19 protein-coding genes and 1 riboswitch are annotated in these 18420 nt (G+C 62.0%); of the genes, 9 read left to right on the forward strand and 10 right to left on the reverse strand.

Features of this window, described 5'->3' with window-relative positions; genetic code table 11:
• Positions 1–126 precede the first annotated feature (126 nt).
• Positions 127–252 (reverse strand): hypothetical protein, encoded by a 126-nt coding sequence (locus tag PQQ96_RS34405; RefSeq protein WP_408300791.1) that lies wholly within the window; start codon positions 250–252, stop codon positions 127–129.
• A 305-nt stretch (positions 253–557) separates the two neighbouring features.
• Here PQQ96_RS34405 and PQQ96_RS34410 point away from each other — a divergent pair, with 305 nt between their 5' ends.
• The 4 genes from PQQ96_RS34410 (at position 558) to PQQ96_RS34425 (ending at position 4884) form a co-directional block, all read left to right on the forward strand.
• The gene (locus PQQ96_RS34410) at positions 558–680 is read left to right on the forward strand and encodes a hypothetical protein (RefSeq protein WP_408300793.1); all 123 of its coding nucleotides are present in this window, start codon (positions 558–560) and stop codon (positions 678–680) included.
• Between the two features lie 31 nt (positions 681–711).
• Positions 712–918, forward strand: a complete 207-nt coding sequence (locus tag PQQ96_RS34415; RefSeq protein ID WP_408300795.1) for a hypothetical protein — start codon at positions 712–714, stop codon at positions 916–918.
• 377 nt (positions 919–1295) lie between these two features.
• The gene (locus PQQ96_RS34420; protein ID WP_408300797.1) at positions 1296–3689 is read left to right on the forward strand and encodes a phosphoketolase family protein; all 2394 of its coding nucleotides are present in this window, start codon (positions 1296–1298) and stop codon (positions 3687–3689) included.
• Positions 3690–3696: 7 nt separating this feature from the next.
• A complete protein-coding gene (locus PQQ96_RS34425) occupies positions 3697–4884 on the forward strand; it encodes an acetate/propionate family kinase (RefSeq protein WP_408300798.1) in 1188 nt (395 codons plus the stop codon).
• On the opposite strand, the gene PQQ96_RS34430 is transcribed toward PQQ96_RS34425, so the two are convergent.
• From PQQ96_RS34430 to PQQ96_RS34440, 3 genes are all read right to left on the reverse strand, one after another.
• A complete protein-coding gene (locus tag PQQ96_RS34430) occupies positions 4881–5147 on the reverse strand; it encodes a BON domain-containing protein (RefSeq protein ID WP_408300800.1) in 267 nt (88 codons plus the stop codon). The genes PQQ96_RS34425 and PQQ96_RS34430 overlap by 4 nt on opposite strands.
• Before the next feature lie 439 nt (positions 5148–5586).
• Positions 5587–6798 (reverse strand): D-amino acid dehydrogenase, encoded by a 1212-nt coding sequence (locus PQQ96_RS34435; protein ID WP_408300802.1) that lies wholly within the window; start codon positions 6796–6798, stop codon positions 5587–5589.
• Positions 6799–6973: 175 nt separating this feature from the next.
• Positions 6974–7067, reverse strand: a riboswitch (glycine riboswitch).
• Between the two features lie 223 nt (positions 7068–7290).
• A complete protein-coding gene (locus PQQ96_RS34440) occupies positions 7291–8250 on the reverse strand; it encodes a LysR family transcriptional regulator (RefSeq protein WP_408300804.1) in 960 nt (319 codons plus the stop codon).
• 180 nt (positions 8251–8430) lie between these two features.
• Here PQQ96_RS34440 and PQQ96_RS34445 point away from each other — a divergent pair, with 180 nt between their 5' ends.
• The 3 genes from PQQ96_RS34445 to PQQ96_RS34455 all read left to right on the forward strand — a co-directional run bounded on the left by PQQ96_RS34445 (position 8431) and on the right by PQQ96_RS34455 (position 11876).
• On the forward strand, positions 8431–9777 hold the full coding sequence (locus PQQ96_RS34445; protein WP_408300806.1) for an MFS transporter: 1347 nt from the start codon (positions 8431–8433) through the stop codon (positions 9775–9777).
• A gap of 90 nt (positions 9778–9867) precedes the next feature.
• Positions 9868–11073, forward strand: coding sequence for a M20 aminoacylase family protein (locus PQQ96_RS34450; RefSeq protein ID WP_408300808.1), 1206 nt, complete (start codon positions 9868–9870; stop codon positions 11071–11073).
• Positions 11074–11243: 170 nt separating this feature from the next.
• Complete coding sequence (locus PQQ96_RS34455; RefSeq protein ID WP_074287483.1) at positions 11244–11876, forward strand: LysE family translocator; 633 nt, start codon at positions 11244–11246, stop codon at positions 11874–11876.
• A 99-nt stretch (positions 11877–11975) separates the two neighbouring features.
• Here PQQ96_RS34455 and PQQ96_RS34460 read toward each other — a convergent pair whose 3' ends face one another.
• Both PQQ96_RS34460 and PQQ96_RS34465 read right to left on the reverse strand, forming a co-directional pair.
• Positions 11976–12503, reverse strand: coding sequence for a GNAT family N-acetyltransferase (locus PQQ96_RS34460; RefSeq protein ID WP_408300810.1), 528 nt, complete (start codon positions 12501–12503; stop codon positions 11976–11978).
• A 12-nt stretch (positions 12504–12515) separates the two neighbouring features.
• Positions 12516–13088 carry a helix-turn-helix domain-containing protein gene (locus PQQ96_RS34465; protein WP_408300811.1) on the reverse strand — a complete coding sequence of 191 codons (573 nt, stop codon included), beginning with the start codon at positions 13086–13088 and terminating at the stop codon, positions 12516–12518.
• A 225-nt stretch (positions 13089–13313) separates the two neighbouring features.
• Between PQQ96_RS34465 and PQQ96_RS34470 the strand changes: the two genes are divergently transcribed.
• Complete coding sequence (locus tag PQQ96_RS34470; protein WP_408300813.1) at positions 13314–14018, forward strand: YceH family protein; 705 nt, start codon at positions 13314–13316, stop codon at positions 14016–14018.
• Between the two features lie 54 nt (positions 14019–14072).
• On the opposite strand, the gene PQQ96_RS34475 is transcribed toward PQQ96_RS34470, so the two are convergent.
• The 3 genes from PQQ96_RS34475 to PQQ96_RS34485 all read right to left on the reverse strand — a co-directional run bounded on the left by PQQ96_RS34475 (position 14073) and on the right by PQQ96_RS34485 (position 16663).
• Positions 14073–14921: a MipA/OmpV family protein gene (locus tag PQQ96_RS34475; protein WP_408300817.1), complete on the reverse strand. Its 849-nt coding sequence runs from the start codon at positions 14919–14921 to the stop codon at positions 14073–14075.
• An 80-nt stretch (positions 14922–15001) separates the two neighbouring features.
• Positions 15002–15838 (reverse strand): alpha/beta hydrolase, encoded by an 837-nt coding sequence (locus PQQ96_RS34480; RefSeq protein WP_408300819.1) that lies wholly within the window; start codon positions 15836–15838, stop codon positions 15002–15004.
• Positions 15839–15892: 54 nt separating this feature from the next.
• The gene (locus PQQ96_RS34485; RefSeq protein WP_408300814.1) at positions 15893–16663 is read right to left on the reverse strand and encodes a DUF4118 domain-containing protein; all 771 of its coding nucleotides are present in this window, start codon (positions 16661–16663) and stop codon (positions 15893–15895) included.
• Positions 16664–17055: 392 nt separating this feature from the next.
• Here PQQ96_RS34485 and PQQ96_RS34490 point away from each other — a divergent pair, with 392 nt between their 5' ends.
• Positions 17056–17784: a class I SAM-dependent methyltransferase gene (locus PQQ96_RS34490; RefSeq protein ID WP_408300816.1), complete on the forward strand. Its 729-nt coding sequence runs from the start codon at positions 17056–17058 to the stop codon at positions 17782–17784.
• Between the two features lie 49 nt (positions 17785–17833).
• Here the strand turns inward: PQQ96_RS34490 and PQQ96_RS34495 are convergent, their stop codons facing one another.
• Positions 17834–18352, reverse strand: a complete 519-nt coding sequence (locus PQQ96_RS34495) for an SLATT domain-containing protein (protein WP_408300821.1) — start codon at positions 18350–18352, stop codon at positions 17834–17836.
• Between the last annotated feature and the right edge of the window lie 68 nt (positions 18353–18420).

Consider the following 18420-nt stretch of genomic DNA (forward strand, 5'->3'; position numbering starts at 1 on the left):
CTCGTCCATCGCAGTCACGCCTCCACGTCGATGCGATAGCTCGCCAGCATTACGAGACGGCCGCCCTTGTCGGTGCGCAGATTCGGCAGCACGCCTTTTTGCGGCTGACGCCTGCCCAACGGCATGCTAGGCAACGCCTGCCAGTTTGACCAGCAACCCGAACACGCCAACCAGGACGGCAACACCGGCGCACAACAGCACGAGCGTGAGGACAAGAATCAGGGGCGTCTTGAGGCGGCTGGGTGTCGTCATGGTGACCGTTTAGGTGATGGGCGAGCAGGACAGGACGCGCCAGATGCGGTCCGCCGTAGCGCATTTAGCGCGAACAGATTAATCGCATTCGCTTAATGCTCGCTTAAAGTTTAGCGCAAGACTGGCAGCCTTTACCGTACCGACTGTCCAACAACGTACAGACATTCTGCCCAATTGAGCGCATGATCCTTGCCACGCGCGTGACGTGATCGGGCCTTTTCAAAGGCAGCGCACGCGCAATCGGATGCCCACCTTCACGTCGCAGGCGATCAAACGCCGTGCGGCCGGCGGGCCAAAGGAAAATTATGACATCCGCAATCTGGGGCATCCTGGCCGGCATGGCGCTGATGTTCGGCGCTTCGATGTACCTGCGTCAGCTTCGTCTTTTACATCGCCCGGACCGCCGCTGGACAGGCAAGAAACGTTGATTCGCCCCACATCCTCGAAAAGGGAGGCTTCATGTCAGTATTACCTTCTCAGCGGCGTTCGCCGTCGCCGTTGCGTCAAGCCGATTCGCCTGCCGCCGTGCGCGACCGGCGCACCGAACTTGGCCGCGCCGATGAAGCTCGCGCCGAACAACGCGAACGCGACGACGCGCGCAACGACCCCAATGCCAGCAAATGGCGCTACCAGCCACCACAACGGAACGAGAAAGAGCCGGCGTAAGGCCTGCAACTGAACGCCAACGAACGAACACTCGAACAGTCGAACGGGCGTTAGCCATCGTTCGGGCCGGCAATCGAATCGGCCACGCCACGCTCCGCGCGTCCCGTGCATACACGAAAGCGACGCACATACGTCGCCTGATCAAGCTTTGGACAATCGCGTCGAACCATGGCGCGCACTTCCGGTCACACCCCTGACGATTCCCCGGCCCCATCCCCGAAAGCCTTGAGCAACGGATCTTCGCCTGTACACCTGTGTTATGTCATGCGCATGACGAGGCGGGCGGGGTCGCTGGTTTCTCTCCCGTAGGCCGCGTCACGAACAGCCGCTGCAGCATCCGCTAACCTGCCTGACAGTCCTTTTCAAGGAGTGACGCCATGGCCGAAGCAACCTCCCGTCCGACCCCGCCGAAAACACTGGAATCCGACACGTTGCGCAAGATGGACCGCTACTGGCGCGCCTGCAACTACCTCTCGGCCGGCATGATCTACCTGCGCGACAATCCGCTGTTGCGTGCCCCCCTCAAACCCGAACACATCAAGAACCGCCTGCTCGGCCATTGGGGCTCGGATCCTGGGCAGAGCTTCCTGCTGGTTCATCTGAACCGGCTCATCAGGAAGCTCGATCTGAACGTGATCTATATCGCAGGTCCTGGCCATGGCGCGCCTGCCACGCTGGCCCATTGCTACCTCGAAGGCCATTACTCGGAAATCTATCCTGACCGCAGCGAGGACGAAGCCGGCATGCGCCGCTTCTTCCGGCAATTCTCGTTTCCCGGCGGTATCGGCTCGCATTGCACGCCCGAAACGCCGGGCTCGATTCACGAGGGCGGCGAACTCGGCTATAGCCTGTCGCACGGTTACGGTGCCGCGTTCGACAATCCTGATCTGATCGTCGCGGTGATGATCGGTGATGGCGAGGCGGAAACCGGACCGCTGGCCACCTCATGGCACTCGAACAAATTCCTCAACCCGATACGCGATGGCGCGGTGCTGCCGGTTCTGCATCTGAACGGCTACAAGATCGCCAATCCGACGATCCTCGCGCGGATTCCCCGCGAGGAGCTCGAAGCCTTGCTGACCGGCTACGGCCACAAGCCGTATTTCGTCGAAGGCGACGATCCGGACACGATGCATCAACAGATGGCCGCGACGCTCGAACAATGCGTCGGCGAAATCCGCGCGATCCAGCAGCATGCGCGCGAGAACCATGATGCAACGCGGCCGCGCTGGCCGATGATCGTGCTGCGCTCGCCGAAAGGCTGGACCGGGCCGAAAGAAGTTGACGGTCATCAGGTGGAAGGCTCGTGGCGCGCGCACCAGGTGCCTGTGCTTGATCCGGTCACCAATAAGGAGAGCCTGAAGCTTGTCGAGAGCTGGCTGCGCAGTTATGAACCCGAGTCGCTATTCGACGAAGCGGGACGTCTGGTTGAAGAACTGCGCGAACTGGCGCCCGTTGGCATGCGTCGCATCAGCGCCAATCCGCACGCGAATGGCGGCCTGCTGTGCAAAACGCTCGACATGCCGGCGTTTCGCGATTACGCGGTGGCGGTAAAAAAGCCTGGCGGCACGTACACGTCACCCACTGAGGTGCTCGGCACGTTTCTGCGCGACGTGATGCGCAACAACATGACGAACTTCCGCGTATTCGGCCCCGACGAAACTGCCAGCAACAAACTGACGGCCATCTACGAAGCCTCGGAGAAAACCTGGCTGGCCGAAACCATGGCAAGCGACGCCGATGGCGGCGAGCTCTCGGTGGACGGCCGCGTGATGGAGATGCTGAGCGAGCACACGCTCGAGGGCTGGTTTGAAGGTTATGTGCTGACCGGACGCCATGGGCTTTTCGCCACCTATGAAGCGTTCGTCCACGTGATTGATTCGATGTTCAACCAGCACGCCAAGTGGCTGGAAAAAGCAAAATGCGATCTCGGCTGGCGGCTGCCGGTGCCGTCGATCAACCTGCTGATCACGTCACTGGTGTGGCGCCAGGATCACAACGGCTTCACGCACCAGGACCCGGGGTTTCTCGATGTCGTCACCAATAAAAGCCCGAGCGTGGTGCGTATTTACCTGCCGCCGGACGCCAACTGCCTGCTGAGCGTGGCCGATCATTGCCTGCGTTCGCGCGATTACGTCAACGTGATCGTCGCCGACAAACAGCCGCATCTGCAATACCTCGACATGGAATCGGCCGTTACGCATTGCACCAAGGGAATCGGCATCTGGGATTGGGCGTCGACCGATCAGGGTGTCGAACCGGACGTGGTGATCGCTTGCGCGGGTGACATCGCGACGATGGAAGCGCTCGCCGCGGTGCAGATTCTGAAGGCGCGTTTTCCGGAGTTGAAGATCCGCTTCGTCAACGTGGTCGATCTGTTCCGCCTGATGCCGGAGCATTCGCATCCGCACGGCCTGTCCGATCGCGATTTCGATTCGTTGTTCACCACCCGCGCACCGGTGATTTTCAATTTCCATTCGTATGCGTCGCTGGTGCATAAGCTGACGTACAACCGCACCAATCACGACAATCTGCATGTGCACGGCTACCACGAGAAAGGCAACATCAACACGCCGCTAGAACTCGCGATCATCAACCAGGTCGACCGTTTCTCGCTGGCCATCGACGTGATCGATCGCGTGCCGGTGCTGCGCGGCGTCGGCGATCACGCGAAAGAGTGGTTGCGTGGGCAGATTATCGAGCACCTTGCCTATGCGCATGCCGAAGGCATCGACAAGGAAGAGATCCGTAACTGGACGTGGAAAGGCTGAGCGCGCCATGGAGACTCATGAGAAGACGGGCGAGCCGATGCCGACACCGACGATCCTGGTGCTGAACAGCGGTTCGTCGTCGCTGAAATTCGGGCTTTTTACGTACTCCCCGCACGCCGCGCACGCCGGCGGAGACGAGGCATTGCTGCTGGAAGGCAGCGCTGAAGGTATTGGGCGCGGCGATGGCAGCTTGCGCATCAAGTCGCCTGACGGCCGCGTGCTGATGCAACAAAACCATGTGCTGGAATCACAGACTGACGCGTTGCAGATGCTCTCACGCGTCCTTGCGGAGCAGAAGCGCGAGCGGCCTGTGGCGGTGGGGCATCGCGTGGTGCATGGCGGCCCGTATCTGCGCACCCATCAGCGCTTGACACCCGAAGTCCGCCAGCGCTTGCAGGACGCCGTACACTTCGCGCCGTTGCATATTCCACCGGCGCTCGCATTGATCGACGAGGCGTCAAAGATTTTCGGCGACGCGCAGCATTTCGCCTGCTTCGACACCGCGTTTCACGCGACGCTGCCACCGCGCGCGGCGCAGCTTGCATTGCCGCGTCGTTACGCGGCGGCTGGCGTGATTCGTTACGGCTTTCACGGGCTATCGTATGAATCGCTGGTGACGCGACTCGGCGCCGATTTGCCGCCACGAGCAGTGTTTGCGCATCTGGGCAACGGCGCGAGTGTATGTGCCTTGCTGGACGGCAAATCCGTCGACACATCGATGGGACTGACGCCGACCGGCGGCGTGCCGATGGGCACACGCAGCGGCGATCTCGACCCGGGCGTGCTGCTGTATCTGATGCGCGTGGAAAAGCTCGATGCCGACGCGCTGGAGACGTTATTGAATCGCCAGAGCGGCCTGGCCGGTTACGCCGATGGCGAGAGCGACATGCAGGCGCTGGAGAAGCGCGCTGCGGCGGGGGATGCGAATGCATCGCTGGCGCTGGACGCGTTTGCTACCGCCGTGCGCAAGACGATTGGCGGTTATTCGGCCTTGTTGGGCGGGATCGACTTGCTGGTGTTTACGGGCGGAATCGGCGAGCACAGCGCGGAGATTCGCAGGCGCGTGTGCGCTGGGCTGGCTTTCATGGGGTTAGTGGAGGGCGATCCGGCGGGGAAGGTGAGGGCGATTCATACCGAGGAGGAAAAGCAGATCGCGCGGCATTGCCGTGCGCTCTTGCAAGCGGAGGCAGGCTAGGGCAATCTCGCTTTGATGATGGAGTGATCAGAGACGCCGGTGACGCCGAACAGGCGCGAGACGTCTTCGAGCGCGGCGGCCCGTTGCTGGTCGAGTTGAAGCACGCCGAGCAGGGTAATGCGTCCGCGAGAGACTTTGACGTGCAGGGCATTTGGGGGCACGGCGGCATCCCAGGCGAGGCGCCTTGTCGCTTCGGCGGCGATCTGTTGATCAGTGAGGCGCGTGCCTGGGTTCTTGCGTGTGACGGAGCGGGATCTGGTCATGGAGATTCCCCGGGAGTGAACCGCGATTGGACAACACTAGCAGAAGTAGCGGGCTTCGCGTTGGCGGCGCTCCGCCGGCAACAGGGCTCGGGATACGGATCGTAGTGGGCAGGCGCCACCACATCATCGCGAAAGCGCGACATCGCCGCCAATGAACAACCGCGACGGCGCGCGTAGCGCCGCCGGAAGAATGACAGCCTTGTCACCAGCGCTGAATGTGCGAGAACACAGATTCCAGATGCACCACTACCGTGGCTGCGCGAGGGACCCGCTTCAGAATTCGCGGTGTGAGCCGCTTTCTTTGCTTATCTTTCTTTGCGGCGGCAAAGAAAGTAAGTGCCGCCCCGCACAGGGGCAACACTAATAGACCACTAAGAAATCAAGCAAAGGCCAACACCGCACGCAAACAAACAAAGCGCCGCGCAGGCAAAACCAAGCCCTATTGAATAGAACTAGCGAGGGCCTGCGCCGTAGCCGCCGACAACGTCCACCCCAAATGCCCATGTCCGGTGTTATAAAAAACACCACGCCGTTTCCCGCGCCCGACCTTCGGCAACATGCTGGGCAGCATAGGCCGTAACCCAGCCCACGGGATAACCTTCGAGGTCGAAACCTCAGGAAAATACCGCCGCGTCCAATCAACCAAAGGCGCGATCCGATCCGACCGAATATCCCGATTGAACCCATTAATCTCCGCCGTGCCGGCAACCCGAAACCGGTCCACACCAAGCCGGCTGGTGACAATTTTCGCGCTATCGTCGAGCAGACTCACCCACGGCGCGCCCCGCTGACTCACCTCATCGTCGAGGCACACGGTGATCGAATAACCCTTAACCGGGTACACATTCACATGATCGCCAAGCATCGCAGCAAAATCGCGACTCTTCACGCCGGCGCACACCACGATCCGCTCAAAAGCAAACTGCTGCGACTCGCCCTCGAGATTGACCGTCAGCGAAAACCGCCCCTCAGCCGGCTGCTCAATAGCCGTAATCTCGGCATCGTAATGAAACTCGACACCATGCCGCACGCAGGCATCCGCGAGACCGCGAGTGAACTTGTGAATATCGCCAGTCGAATCAGAAGGCGTAAAAAACCCACCGAAAAAATCACCATGCAGCGTGGGCTCGATCCGATGTAACTCGCTCGCCGTCACCGGATTCCGCTCCAACCCGCCTTCGCGCAGCAACGCATTCACCTTGCTCGCCGAGTCGAATTCCTTCTGGGTCTTGTAGATGTGCAGAATGCCGCGCCGCTCCAGATCGAAGTCGATCCCTTCGCGCTCGGCAATCGAAAACAGATGCTCACGCGCTGCAATCGCGAGCCGCACGGTCTCGACCGTATTCGCACGGTAATGCGGAATCTGCCGCAAAAATTCACCCATCCACGAATACTTGTGCCACGTGGGCATCGGATTGAGCAGCAGCGGGGCGTCGCGCGTGAGCATCCAGCGCAAGCCCTTCAGCACAGTGGCCGCGCTGTTCCAGACTTCGGCATTGCTGGCCGACAACTGACCACCGTTGGCGAACGAGGTCTCCATCGCCGCATAGCGATGACGTTCGAACACGGTAACGTGGTGGCCGCGCTGCGCGAGGGCGTGAGCAGTCGTAACGCCGGTAATGCCGGCTCCGATAATGGCGATTCGTGACATGACATGGTCCAGAGTAGTTGAGCATCACCGGTGTCGATTTCTTGTCGAAACCGGCGTCGATGCCCCATCTGTCCATGTACCTGAGAGTTTCTTCCCGCGAGCCTACGAGCATTGATGCGAGCCGTATGCAGGGAATCCCCTTCGGTGGGCGCGCATGGCGCCGCTCTCCAGATGTTCCAGCTGCGCGGTCCTTTTGCCTGAGAGTTTCCGGGGCGGTTGCTCCGTCGGCGTCGTCACAACCTTCTGACGATCTCTCCCGCGCTGCATTGCAGAACGGCTCGACAATACCGGGCAAAATTGTTCGCCGCAAGTGTTTCCTGCAATGCAACGCCAGATCGGCCGCACGGAAAGGCATGCAAGGTACGCTGAAAAGGCCCATCCACCTGAGCGTGCCCAGCCTGTGCTCACGGTCGCGCTTGCGGTGACTGGGTCCGAGCCGCCGGCATCCTCACCGCGATGCTTTCAATTCCCATAGTCGTCATCGGGCCACGCTCACTGCCGTTCCTTCGGCTCCTGGGCCCGCTGCCCCGGCGTCGCGCCGGCGCGCAGGTACACCCCCGAGAACTCCGTACACGCGGTGCGAATCATCTCAATCAGCGTCGCCGCGACGGTGGTGGTCAGATCGATGTCGCGGCAGATCAACCCGATCGTCATGTCCGGCAGCGGCTCGGTCAACGCGATCTTGCGCAGCAATCCCTTGTACGGCGCCGTATGGAACGGCAGTTCCGACCACAGGCTGATGCGGTCGGTGGTGCTGGCCATTTCCAGGTAGAGCGACGTCGACGTGCAGCGCAGCACATTCTTCGGCGGCGCGACGTCCTGGCTGCCGAACAGCGTGCCGATCAGGCTCGTTGAATCGTCGAGTGCATCCCAGCTAAGCCACGCCGCCTGGGCGAGCCCCTGCAGAGAATGCGTGCCGCGCAGCGGATGACCCGTGCGCACGCCCAGCGTCGTGGCGATGGTGTAGAGCGTCTCCCAGTAGAAACGCGTGTCGGTCGGCTGACCGATGCGCGAGACCAGGCCGAAATCGATCGAGCCGTCCGCGAGGCCTTCCTGGATCTGCGGCGGACGCAATTCGAACACGTTGAGGGTGACCTGCGGATAAACCCGTGAAAACTCCCGCAACGCCTCAGCAAACGGTCCGGCAGACGTCACCGGCGTGACGCCCACCGTCACGGTGCCGCGCGCGATGCCGAGCAGCGTGGAGATGTCCTCGTGTGCATGGCGCAGTTCCTGTTCGATCGCGCGCGCGTGGCGAATCAGGCTTTGCCCGTACGGCGTGAGCTGCGTGCCCTTGGCTGAGCGCACGAACATCGGCGCGCCGAGTTCCGCCTCCAGATCGGACAGCGCCTTGCTCACGGCGGGCTGCGTGACGTGCAGCGCACGCGACGCCTCGTGGATGCTGCCGTTCTCCGCGACAGCAATCAATGAGCGCAATTGGTGAAGTTTCATCGTCGAATCCACTCGAAGGATGTCTCGGCTATGTGCCGCTGCAGCCCTCAGTGTGGGGATAAATAAAAGTGATGGCTATAAAAACAAACGATTTGCGCTCGAAAATTGACGACGGCACTGTTCGGATGACGTCGGCCGCAAAGCGACGCAGCCCTCTCCACCGGAGTCATCGGAATCGTTATGGCAAATCTGCACACCTCGCTGCAACCCGCGTCAGTCGACGCGGTGTCCCAGGGGCCGGTTCAGGGGCCCGCCCAGTTGCCGGCGCAGACGTCGGCTCAGCCGCGCGCCTCGAAGTTCGCGCTGATCGCCGCGACCACGCTGGGCAACGGTCTGGAGATGTTCGATTTCACGATCTACAGCTTCTTCGCGGTCCTGATCGGCAAGCTGTTTTTTCCGTCGCATACGGCGTTCGGCTCGCTGCTGATGGCGGTCGCTACCTTCGGCATCGGTTTTGTGATGCGGCCGCTGGGCGGCATCCTGATCGGTAACTACGCGGACCGGGCCGGTCGTAAAGCGGCAATGTCGCTGACCATCGCGCTGATGGCGCTCGGCACGGCAACCATCGGCCTTGCGCCCACTTATGCGCAGATCGGCCTGTTCGCGCCGCTCTTGATCGTGCTCGGCCGATTGCTGCAAGGCTTCTCGGCCGGCGGCGAGATCGGCGCGTCGACCACGCTGTTGATGGAGTCGGGTGTTCAGTCCACACAGGGCTTTCTGGTTGGGTGGCAACTGGCGAGCCAAGGTGCGGCGGCGCTGGTCGGCGCGCTGAGCGGCTTTCTGCTGTCGCATTTCCTCACGCCGGCCGACCTGGAAAGCTGGGGCTGGCGCATCCCGTTCCTGTGCGGTCTGCTGATCGGGCCGGTCGGGCTTTACATCCGCCGCGCGCTGGATGAAACGCACCAGGCCACGGCGCGTGAGAGCAGTGCGTTTCGTGAGGTGATGGCGAGTCATTTGCGGCAAGTGTGTGTCGGCATTCTGATGATGGTCGGCGGCACGGCGTCGATGTACATCGTCGTGTTCTACATGCCGACCTATCTGATCCGTGTGCTGCATATGCCGCCGGGCACCGCGTTCCTGTCGGGTTGCGTCGCCGGCGCGGTCCTGCTGATCGGTTCGCCGCTTGCCGGTTTGCTGTCGGATCGCATGCGGCGTCGCAAGCCGCTGGTCGTCGGCGCCACGCTGCTCGGTGCCGTGTTGATCTATCCGGCGTTCTGGCTGCTCAACCACACAGCGCAACTCGGCGTCGCGCTGGCGGTGATCGCCGCGCTGGTCGGCTGTCTCGCGGCCGCTTCCAGTTCGGTTTTTCTCATTCTCATGGAAGGTTTTCCAAAACATGTGCGGGCCACGGGCTTTTCGATGGTGTACAGCATCGGCGTGTCGGTGTTCGGCGGCTTCGCGCAATTCATCGTGACATGGCTCATCAGCGCGACCGGCAATCCCATGTCGCCGGCCTGGTACATGGTCACGTGCAGTGTGGTGTCGCTCGGCGCACTGGCGGCATTGAAAGAGCACCGCGCCGACTGAGCGCATCGGCCAGAGATTTCAGTTAAATGCAGCGCGGCCCATCACCAGAGGCGGCTGGCAGGACCAACAGAACCAACAGGAGAACATCGCATGTCTGAAGTGCAAATCGTTGAAGCGGAACTGCAATCGGCCGGACTGATTGCGGACGTAGTAGCCGATGAACAGATCTTTGTCGACCTGCGCCGCCAGATTCACGCGCATCCGGAAACGGGCTTCGACGTCGTCAATACCGCGGCGCTGGTGGCCGGTTTGCTGAAAGAGTGGGGCTATGAAGTGCATACCGGCATCGGCGGCACGGGCGTGGTCGGGCAACTGAAACTGGGCAACGGTACGCGCAAGATCGGCATTCGTGCGGACATGGATGCCTTGCCGATTCACGAGCAAACGCATCTGCCCTACGCGAGCCGGATTCCGGGCAAGATGCACGCCTGCGGCCACGACGGCCACACCGCGATCCTGCTCGCCGCCGCGAGGCATCTGGCCACGAGCCGCGGCTTTGACGGCACGCTCAACCTGATCTTCCAGCCCGACGAAGAAAACCTGTGCGGTGCGCGCCGTATGATCGAAGAGGGCCTGTTCGAGCGATTTCCTTGCGATACGGTCTACGCGCTGCACAACGGCCCTGGCATTCCGGTTGGTCAGTTCGTCGTGAAGACAGGTGGCGTGACGGCGGCCTCGGACGTCGCCACGGTCACGCTGACGGGCGTGGGCGGCCACGGCGCGATGCCGGACAAGGCACGCGATCCGATCGTCGCGGCCGGCTCGCTGATCATGGCGTTGCAGACCATCGTCTCGCGCAATCTGCCGGCGTCTGAAGTGGGCGTAGTGAGCATCGGCGGAATTCATGCGGGCGCGACCCACAACGTCATTCCCGACACGGTAAAGCTCCTGCTGAACATGCGCTCGACCAATCCGGAGATGCGCGAGCGGATCGAAAGACGCGTGCACGAAATCGTTACGCTGCAGGCGCAATGCTTCGGTGTGGAAGCCTCGATCGACTACAAACGGCTCGTGCCGGTGGTCGTCAATGCCGAGGCGCCAACCACGCTGGCGCGTGATGTGATTAGCGATCTGGTGGGCGCCGCGAACGTGCTGACCGACACCAAAGGCATGATGGGCAGTGAAGACTTTGCATGGATGTCAGATAAGGTGCCGGGCTGCTACGTGATAATCGGCAACGGCATAGGCGAGTGGGGCGGTTGCATGGTGCATAACCCCAAGTACGACTTCAACGACCGCATCATTAGCCTGGGAGCAAGCTACTGGGTCAAGCTGGTCGAAACGTACCTGAACTGACCCACCATGGCTCGCATTGCGTTGTGATGAAGCGGGCACGAAGGCGTCGAAGATATGAACGGCATTCAACTGCCGATGCAGAACTTTCACGCCCGGACTCAGGGCCCGAACCGGCGACATCGGCTATATTGGGCAGCACTGCCCGACTTCAATTCACAGAGGAGAATGCCGTGCCCGCTGTCACAACGCTGCTTGCCTTCGCCCTGGTCTCGCTTGGCATGGTGCTCACGCCCGGCCCGAACATGATTTATCTGATCTCGCGATCGCTGTGCCAGGGGCGGCGCGCGGGGCTCGTGTCGCTCGGCGGGGTCGCGGTCGGCTTTGTGTTCTACATGTTTTGCGCGGCGTTCGGCATTACCGCGCTGCTGTTGACGGTGCCCTACGCGTACGACGCGCTGCGTTTCGGTGGCGCGCTGTATCTCCTGTATCTGGCGTGGCAGGCGGTTAAGCCGGGCGGCCGCTCGCCGTTCCAGGTGCGCGACCTGCCGCACGACAGCCGCCGCAAACTGTTCACCATGGGCCTCGTCACTAACCTCGCGAATCCGAAGATCGCGGTGATGTACTTGTCGCTGCTGCCGCAATTTATTTCACCGGAGCACGGCAGCGTGCTCACGCAATCCATCGCGCTGGGTTGCGTGCAAATCGTCGTCTCCGTCACGGTCAATGCGTTGATTGCGAGCATGGCCGGTTCGATCGCCGGATTTCTCAATGGGCGGCCGATGTGGCTGCAGGTACAACGCTGGCTGATGGGCACCGTGCTCGCCGGTCTCGCCGTGCGGATCGCGTTCGATTCGCGCCGTTAAGCCAGAGGCTGCAGACTCGCCCGAGTTTGCAGCGTCAACGTCCTGCTTACGTCTCGCTCATCTTGAGCGTCCATCACGGGCGGCCTGCCCGCGTCTTGTTCACAGCGTCTTGTACATGATCGTGGTTGAGTCGAACCGATCTTCCCGCGTGTCGCGGCAAAACTGCTGGATCACGCCGGCCGTCTGATAACCCAGTGCGGCATAGAGCGGCTCGGCCTTGTCGCCGGTGCGCGTATCAAGCGTCAGCAGGCTGCGCTGCAACTGGTGTGCACAGCTCTCCAACTCCGCCATCAGCGCTTTGGCAATGCCCTGGCGGCGGAACGCGGGGTGGACCAGTAGCTTGCGCACCTCGGCGCGATGACGCTGGTTCGGCATCGTGTCGTAATCCAGTTGTACCGTGCCGGCGATCGACTCGCCATGGCGAGCGACGAACAGCACCAACGCCCCCGCGCGCAGCGACGGCAGCACCTTGCCGCTCCAGAACGCCTCACTCTCCTCGACGCTGTACGGCAGGACAAAGCCGACACTCGCACCGTCATGGACGCAGGCACGCAGCAGCGCGCCGAGTTCGGATAGATTGCGGACGAGGTCGTCGGCGGAAAAGGTCGTGATGGCGGTCGCGCTCATGTTGGTTCGAACTCAGACGATGAAGAGGATGTAGCGGGCCGCGCTGTGCGTGGGCGTGACGAAGGCGCTGGGGCCGAACAATTGATAGCGCAGACAATCGCCGGGTTGCAGATCGTGGCTTCGGCCGTCGACGGTGATCTGCAGTTGTCCTTCGAGCAGGATCAGATGATGCTCGAGGCCGGCTCTCGGCGACGCGTCGTAAGTGATGCGCACGCCGGCATCGAGTTCGCACTCCAACGCCTCGCCGCTCAGCGCCTGGGCCGGTGGTGACACGGAGCGGCGCCGGAAGCCGACGCTTGCGTCGATCCAGACCGCCTGCGCCTCGCGCGGCACCAGCGGCGCGAAGTCTTCTTCGACCATGTGCATGAGGCGCGACATCGGCAAGCCGTAGGCGACACAGAGCTTGCCCAGCACGTTCGCCGTCGGGCTCACGGCCGCGTTTTCGAGGCGCGACAGGGTTGCGCGGCTAACGTTGCTGAGCTTCGCCAGATCGTCGAGCGACCAGTTTCGCTCGGCGCGCAAGCCTCGTAGACGCTGGGCGATGCGGCGGTCGATGGCATTGTCGTCGGGTTGAGTGTTTTCCATATTCGGGAAATTATCTCGAATATGGGATATCGTCAACAAAACAAAAATGCGCGCGAACGGACGCGGACACGTTCGGGGCACGCCTCGCCATTGCCGAGATTCGTACACCGCGAGCGGCCGGGGCGTTTATCATAGTGGCCACAAACTAAAACCTGCCGCCCGGCTGTGCAACGGTAAGGCACACCATCCACGAGACCCGGCGGCGCATGCCGCGACATCTTCTCTATGAACTCCACTCCTGATGCTGTTTCCCGTCCCTCCATCCGCGCTTTGACCTTGCTTGAGGGGCGCGTACTCGGCGTGCTCGTCGAAAAGCAGCACACCGTGCCGGACAGTTATCCGCTTTCGCTGAACGCGCTGACCTTGGGCTGCAATCAGAAGACCGGTCGTGCGCCGGTGATGAATGCGACCGAGGCGGAGGTGCTGACTGCCGTCGACGGATTGAAGCGCCTGAGCCTGGTGATGGAGGGCAGCAGCAGCCGCGTGCCGCGCTTCGAACACAATATGAATCGGGTGTTGGGGTTGCCGAGTCAGTCGGCTGCGTTACTGACTACCTTGTTACTGCGCGGCCCGCAGACTGCCGCTGAGTTGCGCTTGAACAGCGCGCGGTTCCATGGGTTTGCGGACATCTCGTCGGTCGAGGCATTTCTCGACGAGTTGGCTGCCAACGATCCGCCGCGGGTGGTGAAGTTGGGCCGCACGCCGGGCGAGCGTGAAAATCGCTGGATGCATCTGCTATGCGGCGAAGTCAGCGCGAGCGAGTTTGTGCAACCGGGCGGGGACGATGAGGTTGTGCCGCTGTCGGCGTTCGAGGCGGTAAAAGCTGAACAGAAGCGGCTTGCCGATGAGGTCAGCCGGCTTCAGGTGGTGGTGCGGCGCATGGCCGCTGAGTTGGGGATTGAAGTTGAAGAGCTTGGCACGGGGGATTAAAACGATCCTGGCTTTTCGCGCGCCGGGAGCGGGCGAAAAGCCAGCAGCCAAAAACTAGAACTTGTAGTTCACCGATGCAATTGTATTGAGCTCGAATCTTTTTTCGGTAATCGGGCTATTCGCCGCGTCGTGCTCCAGTCGCCCGAAAGTAGCGGCAACCGACCCATTCCAGTGCTTTGAAAAATCGTAAGTCACCATGGCGTTCATGTGGATGTCTCGCACGCCAGCACTGGTGTTATACGTGGGCAACCCTGACGCAGCGCTCTGCTGCCCGGACACGCCGAAGAACGTCCGCGTATAAGTCGCATTCGCCCAGGTGAACCCGGGTCCCACCGAGAACAACCAGCCGCCAACCGGCGCGGAAGCGACGACATCCGTCATGACCGTTGTCCCCTGGTGATGTCCGTCGATATCCTGGTACAACGCCACCGACCCAGTGAACGCCCACCACGTGTAGTCAGCGAAGAGCTTCAGTTTCGGTCCGCCATACACGTTGCCAAGCCCATGCAGCCGCGGGTCGTCGGACTCCTTGCGAGTCTGGAAATCGAAACTGAAAGCCGCGCCCACGTGATAGGCGGGACCGCGCAGCACGTTGACGCCAAGCACGTCAGGGCCCTGCGAGAAAATGCGGTCGTCGTAAGAGATGTCCAGCGCAGGGAACGGAAAGACGTTCAACTGTCGCGATCCCGGGTACTTCGGCGTGATCACCACGCCAGGGCCCACGCCGATTTTCCATTTGCTGTCGGTGGCCGCACCCGTGCTCGTGCCAGCGTCGCTCGTGCTCGTACTTGTACTTGTACTTGTACTCGTGCTCGCGTCAGTCGTCGCATCCGGACTTGCATCGTCAGCATAGGCAGCCCGCGCTGTGCAAAGGCTCAGTGCAGCGGCGAGCAGCAGTGACATATGGGTGGCTTTGCCGACCCTGAATGGGGTACGCAGCGACGTGCTCGCCGGTTTGCCGGACCTGGGCGTGCCAGGCGCCGTCATGCGCGCTCCTTGCCAAGCGCCGCGAGTTGCCTCAGGCGCCGTGCCAGAGCCTTCGAGACGACCTGTTGCTTGGCGCCGTCGTCGCCACTACGTGCAGCTTCGCTCTCGCGCAAAAATAGCGCGGTTTCGCGCGCGACGATTTCGCGCTCGTTGTCCGACGTAATCATGTGATACGAATCATCCAGCCAGATTGTGCGTAAAAAGGCCGCACCGATATTTGCGGCGACAAAACGGGCATTGCGAGGACTCGACGTCTCATCGTCGATTGCGTGGACAATCAGGCAATCGGTCTTGATGTCGCGCACCTGCGTGCGCAGGCTCGCGGCGAGGCGGCTTGCCTGGTGCAAGGCCGGCAATGAAATCGTCGATGGCCCGACCTCGCTGAAGTCGCTGCGCTGCATCGCGCGGGCGATCTTTGCTCGGAGCGCTTCGTTGCGCAGGCCGAACGGCGCTTCCTCGCGGTAGCGCCAGCGTTTGCGCATGGGTGTGAAGTACGCCCAGTTGAGCAGGAAACGATACCAGGGGATCGCCCAGCCGTCGTAGGAGAGCGTCAGCGACAACAGCACGAGCGACTGCGCCCCGGGACGGCGATGCGCTAGCGCCAGCGCTAACGCCGCACCGATCGATAGCCCGCAGATCGAGACGCGTGCAAAGCGCTCGGCCAGCGCGTCGTACTCGCGCACGGCGGCTTCGAGCCAACTCTCCATGGCGGCTTCTTCGGAACCCGCGCTGTAGCCGGGCAAGACCGGCGCGCAGGTGGTGAAGCCCTCGGCGTTCAGAAAGCGTGCGAGAAAACGTAATTCGAGCGGCGAGCTCGACAGACCGTGCAGCATCAGCACGGCATGGTCGTCGCCGGGTAAGAAGAGACTTGTCGGTTGGCTCACGGATCAGGCTCCGATCCGCAGCACGAGGAACTCACCGGCATGGGTGGTGAACCGCTCGCACACGCACTCGGTCAGCTTCAGCGGGCCATCGCCGCTTCTCAGACGCACGCGATGGCTGCCGGGCCACAGTGCCTTGCTGAGCCGCTGGATGTCGTCATGGTCGACATCGGCAAAGCGCGGGCCTGGTGCAATCTCGTTGGGCAGACGCGGCAGCACGCCTTGCGGCTTGACGTCGCCCGCCGATTGCAGCGCGTTGCGCTCGAGTGCCTGAATGAAAATGAAGGTCTTGTGATGATGCGACAGATGGCGCAGCAGCCGGTGCGTTTCGTCGACGGCGCGACGCGCAAGCAGGCGTTCGTTGTCGTGCCGCAGCAGCATTTCATAGCGCGACTGCGCAACCGATGCGATCAGTTCAGCACGAAACTGCGAGCGGCGCAGGCGTTCGATCAGGATGATGACGATCAGCGTCACCAACGGATACGAGACCAGCAGCACCACGTCAGCACGATCGAAGACGGCGATGGTGGCGTAGGGCGGGACGAACAGATAGTCGGCGATACCCAGGCCGAGCACCATGACCGTGAGCGCCGGGGCCAGCCCGCAAAAATACTCGACCAGCGCCGCGGCGATACAGAACGCGGTGCCTGGCATGATTGGACCGAGAAGCGGATGGAGCAACATGCGCACGCCGCTCGCGATCGCCAATGCGGCGGCCGCGCCAAGCCAGACGCGTGTACCCCGTGGTGCCCAACGGCGGGCGTTTTGGACTTCCATAATAGTTTTTTTAGGGAGCGATTGCGCTTCCCGATTGAGTGTGGCGATGCGCTTTTTAGCGCAGGTCGGACAATACCATAATCGGGCAAAAGCCAATGCCCGGAAAGACGTGAAGACCGGAAGGCCGGCCGGGAATCCCGTGTTTCGAACGTTTGAGGGAAAAACACGCCCGTCGATAGGGGTATTCTCGCCACATGCATTGTGCAAGTAGTGAGCTTAAGTGAGGCTTAAATGGCTTCAGGAATGGTCTGTACCGGCCCTTCAAGCCACTGGCCGAAGACCGTGGTCGAGCCCCTGCCAGCGAAACTGCATGGACAAATAACATGCCGCCGGTATTTCGCTTATACATCACGCGGCCGCGTTGCTTCAATTACAGTTAATCCCATTTACAAATGACACAGAACATTTACGACGATCCCGATTTCTTCGACAACTACAGCCAATTGGGCCGTTCGAAAGAGGGTCTCGCCGGCGCCGCCGAATGGCCCGCGTTGCGCGCCATGCTGCCGGAGATGCACGGCCTGAACGTGGTCGATCTTGGCTGCGGCTATGGCTGGTTCTGCCGATGGGCGCGCGACGCGGGGGCGGCCACGGTGCTCGGTCTCGACGTCTCTGAGAAGATGCTCGACCGGGCACGATCGTCATCGAACGATTCTGCCGTCACCTATATCCGAGCCGATCTCGAACATCTTGACTTGCCGCAGGCGGGCTTCGATCTCGCGTATAGCTCGCTGGCGTTCCACTATGTCGACGATCTGCGCGGCTTGCTCGACACGGTGCACCGCGCGCTGGTGCCAGGCGGGCGCCTCGTGTTCTCGATCGAGCATCCGATTTTCATGGCGCCGCAGCAGCCCGGCTGGTCAGTCGATGCGGATGGCAGCAAGCACTGGCCGCTCGACAGCTATCAACTGGAAGGGCCGCGCGTCACGAACTGGCTCGCCGATGGCGTCATCAAGCAGCATCGCACCATCGGCACCTTGCTCAATCACCTGATTGGCGCGGGTTTCACGATTGCCCATGTCGATGAGTGGGGGCCGACCGATGCCGACCTTGCCGCGCGCCCTGAACTGGCAGAAGAACGCGAGCGGCCGATGATGTTGCTGGTGTCCGCTACGCGGTAGTTTTCAGGCGGGTGGGGTGGTGGCCAGGCGGTAGCTGCGCGGCGGCCGATCAGGTATCGCGACTTCGTCGCGGGTCGTCGGCCAGGGTTCGCTGGGTACGATAGAAGACGCGTGGCGGCACGTTGGGTGAATCTTCCGCGAGCCGGTCGAGTTCGTCGCGGATCGCGGTGAGATAGTGGCCGTCGCGGGCATCGGCGTCACCTGCGAAAATTGCTTCCAGCCTGCGCCGCACAGCGCCATAACGCGCACCCGCCGCGCGATGTTTTTCCGCACGTTCTGCGTATCGCAAGAACGTTTGCAGCGCAGCGGAGACTGCCGCGGCAACGCTCACGAAGCCCACGAAGATCCTGAGCGCCGGCGAGACGGCGGTCGAACTCAAGGACGCAAACACCGCCGTACCCACAAAGGCCGTCAATGCGGTGGCCAGCCAGCCGACGCCGCGGTCGCGCGCCGCCAGCAGGTCGGCCATGTCGTAATGGCTCATTTGGGATTCACGCGCGCGCCGGATCCACTTCAGCAGAAGCTGGTCCTCGTCGACCGGGGGTTCGTAGGCAGTCGGATTCTTCATGTCGCTCGTCGGGGCTGTCCAGTATCGCAAGCGTGGCGCATGCGCTTGACGATACTGTGCCACACGAG

It is taken from the genome of Paraburkholderia sediminicola (assembly GCF_046027825.1).
Classification (GTDB): domain Bacteria; phylum Pseudomonadota; class Gammaproteobacteria; order Burkholderiales; family Burkholderiaceae; genus Paraburkholderia; species Paraburkholderia sediminicola_D.

Bases quoted from the DNA above. Each gene is read 5' to 3' on its own strand.
- PQQ96_RS34405 (WP_408300791.1), bottom strand. From the start codon at position 252: ATGACGACACCCAGCCGCCTCAAGACGCCCCTGATTCTTGTCCTCACG.
- PQQ96_RS34470 (WP_408300813.1), top strand. From the start codon at position 13,314: ATGAACTCCACTCCTGATGCTGTTTCCCGTCCCTCCATCCGCGCTTTG.
- PQQ96_RS34415 (WP_408300795.1), top strand. From the start codon at position 712: ATGTCAGTATTACCTTCTCAGCGGCGTTCGCCGTCGCCGTTGCGTCAA.
- PQQ96_RS34410 (WP_408300793.1), top strand. From the start codon at position 558: ATGACATCCGCAATCTGGGGCATCCTGGCCGGCATGGCGCTGATGTTC.
- PQQ96_RS34430 (WP_408300800.1), bottom strand. From the start codon at position 5,147: ATGACCAGATCCCGCTCCGTCACACGCAAGAACCCAGGCACGCGCCTC.
- PQQ96_RS34435 (WP_408300802.1), bottom strand. From the start codon at position 6,798: ATGTCACGAATCGCCATTATCGGAGCCGGCATTACCGGCGTTACGACT.
- PQQ96_RS34495 (WP_408300821.1), bottom strand. From the start codon at position 18,352: ATGAAGAATCCGACTGCCTACGAACCCCCGGTCGACGAGGACCAGCTT.
- PQQ96_RS34440 (WP_408300804.1), bottom strand. From the start codon at position 8,250: ATGAAACTTCACCAATTGCGCTCATTGATTGCTGTCGCGGAGAACGGC.
- PQQ96_RS34480 (WP_408300819.1), bottom strand. From the start codon at position 15,838: ATGCTGCACGGTCTGTCGAGCTCGCCGCTCGAATTACGTTTTCTCGCA.
- PQQ96_RS34485 (WP_408300814.1), bottom strand. From the start codon at position 16,663: ATGGAAGTCCAAAACGCCCGCCGTTGGGCACCACGGGGTACACGCGTC.
- PQQ96_RS34475 (WP_408300817.1), bottom strand. From the start codon at position 14,921: ATGTCACTGCTGCTCGCCGCTGCACTGAGCCTTTGCACAGCGCGGGCT.
- PQQ96_RS34490 (WP_408300816.1), top strand. From the start codon at position 17,056: ATGACACAGAACATTTACGACGATCCCGATTTCTTCGACAACTACAGC.
- PQQ96_RS34460 (WP_408300810.1), bottom strand. From the start codon at position 12,503: ATGAGCGCGACCGCCATCACGACCTTTTCCGCCGACGACCTCGTCCGC.
- PQQ96_RS34450 (WP_408300808.1), top strand. From the start codon at position 9,868: ATGTCTGAAGTGCAAATCGTTGAAGCGGAACTGCAATCGGCCGGACTG.
- PQQ96_RS34420 (WP_408300797.1), top strand. From the start codon at position 1,296: ATGGCCGAAGCAACCTCCCGTCCGACCCCGCCGAAAACACTGGAATCC.
- PQQ96_RS34425 (WP_408300798.1), top strand. From the start codon at position 3,697: ATGGAGACTCATGAGAAGACGGGCGAGCCGATGCCGACACCGACGATC.
- PQQ96_RS34465 (WP_408300811.1), bottom strand. From the start codon at position 13,088: ATGGAAAACACTCAACCCGACGACAATGCCATCGACCGCCGCATCGCC.
- PQQ96_RS34445 (WP_408300806.1), top strand. From the start codon at position 8,431: ATGGCAAATCTGCACACCTCGCTGCAACCCGCGTCAGTCGACGCGGTG.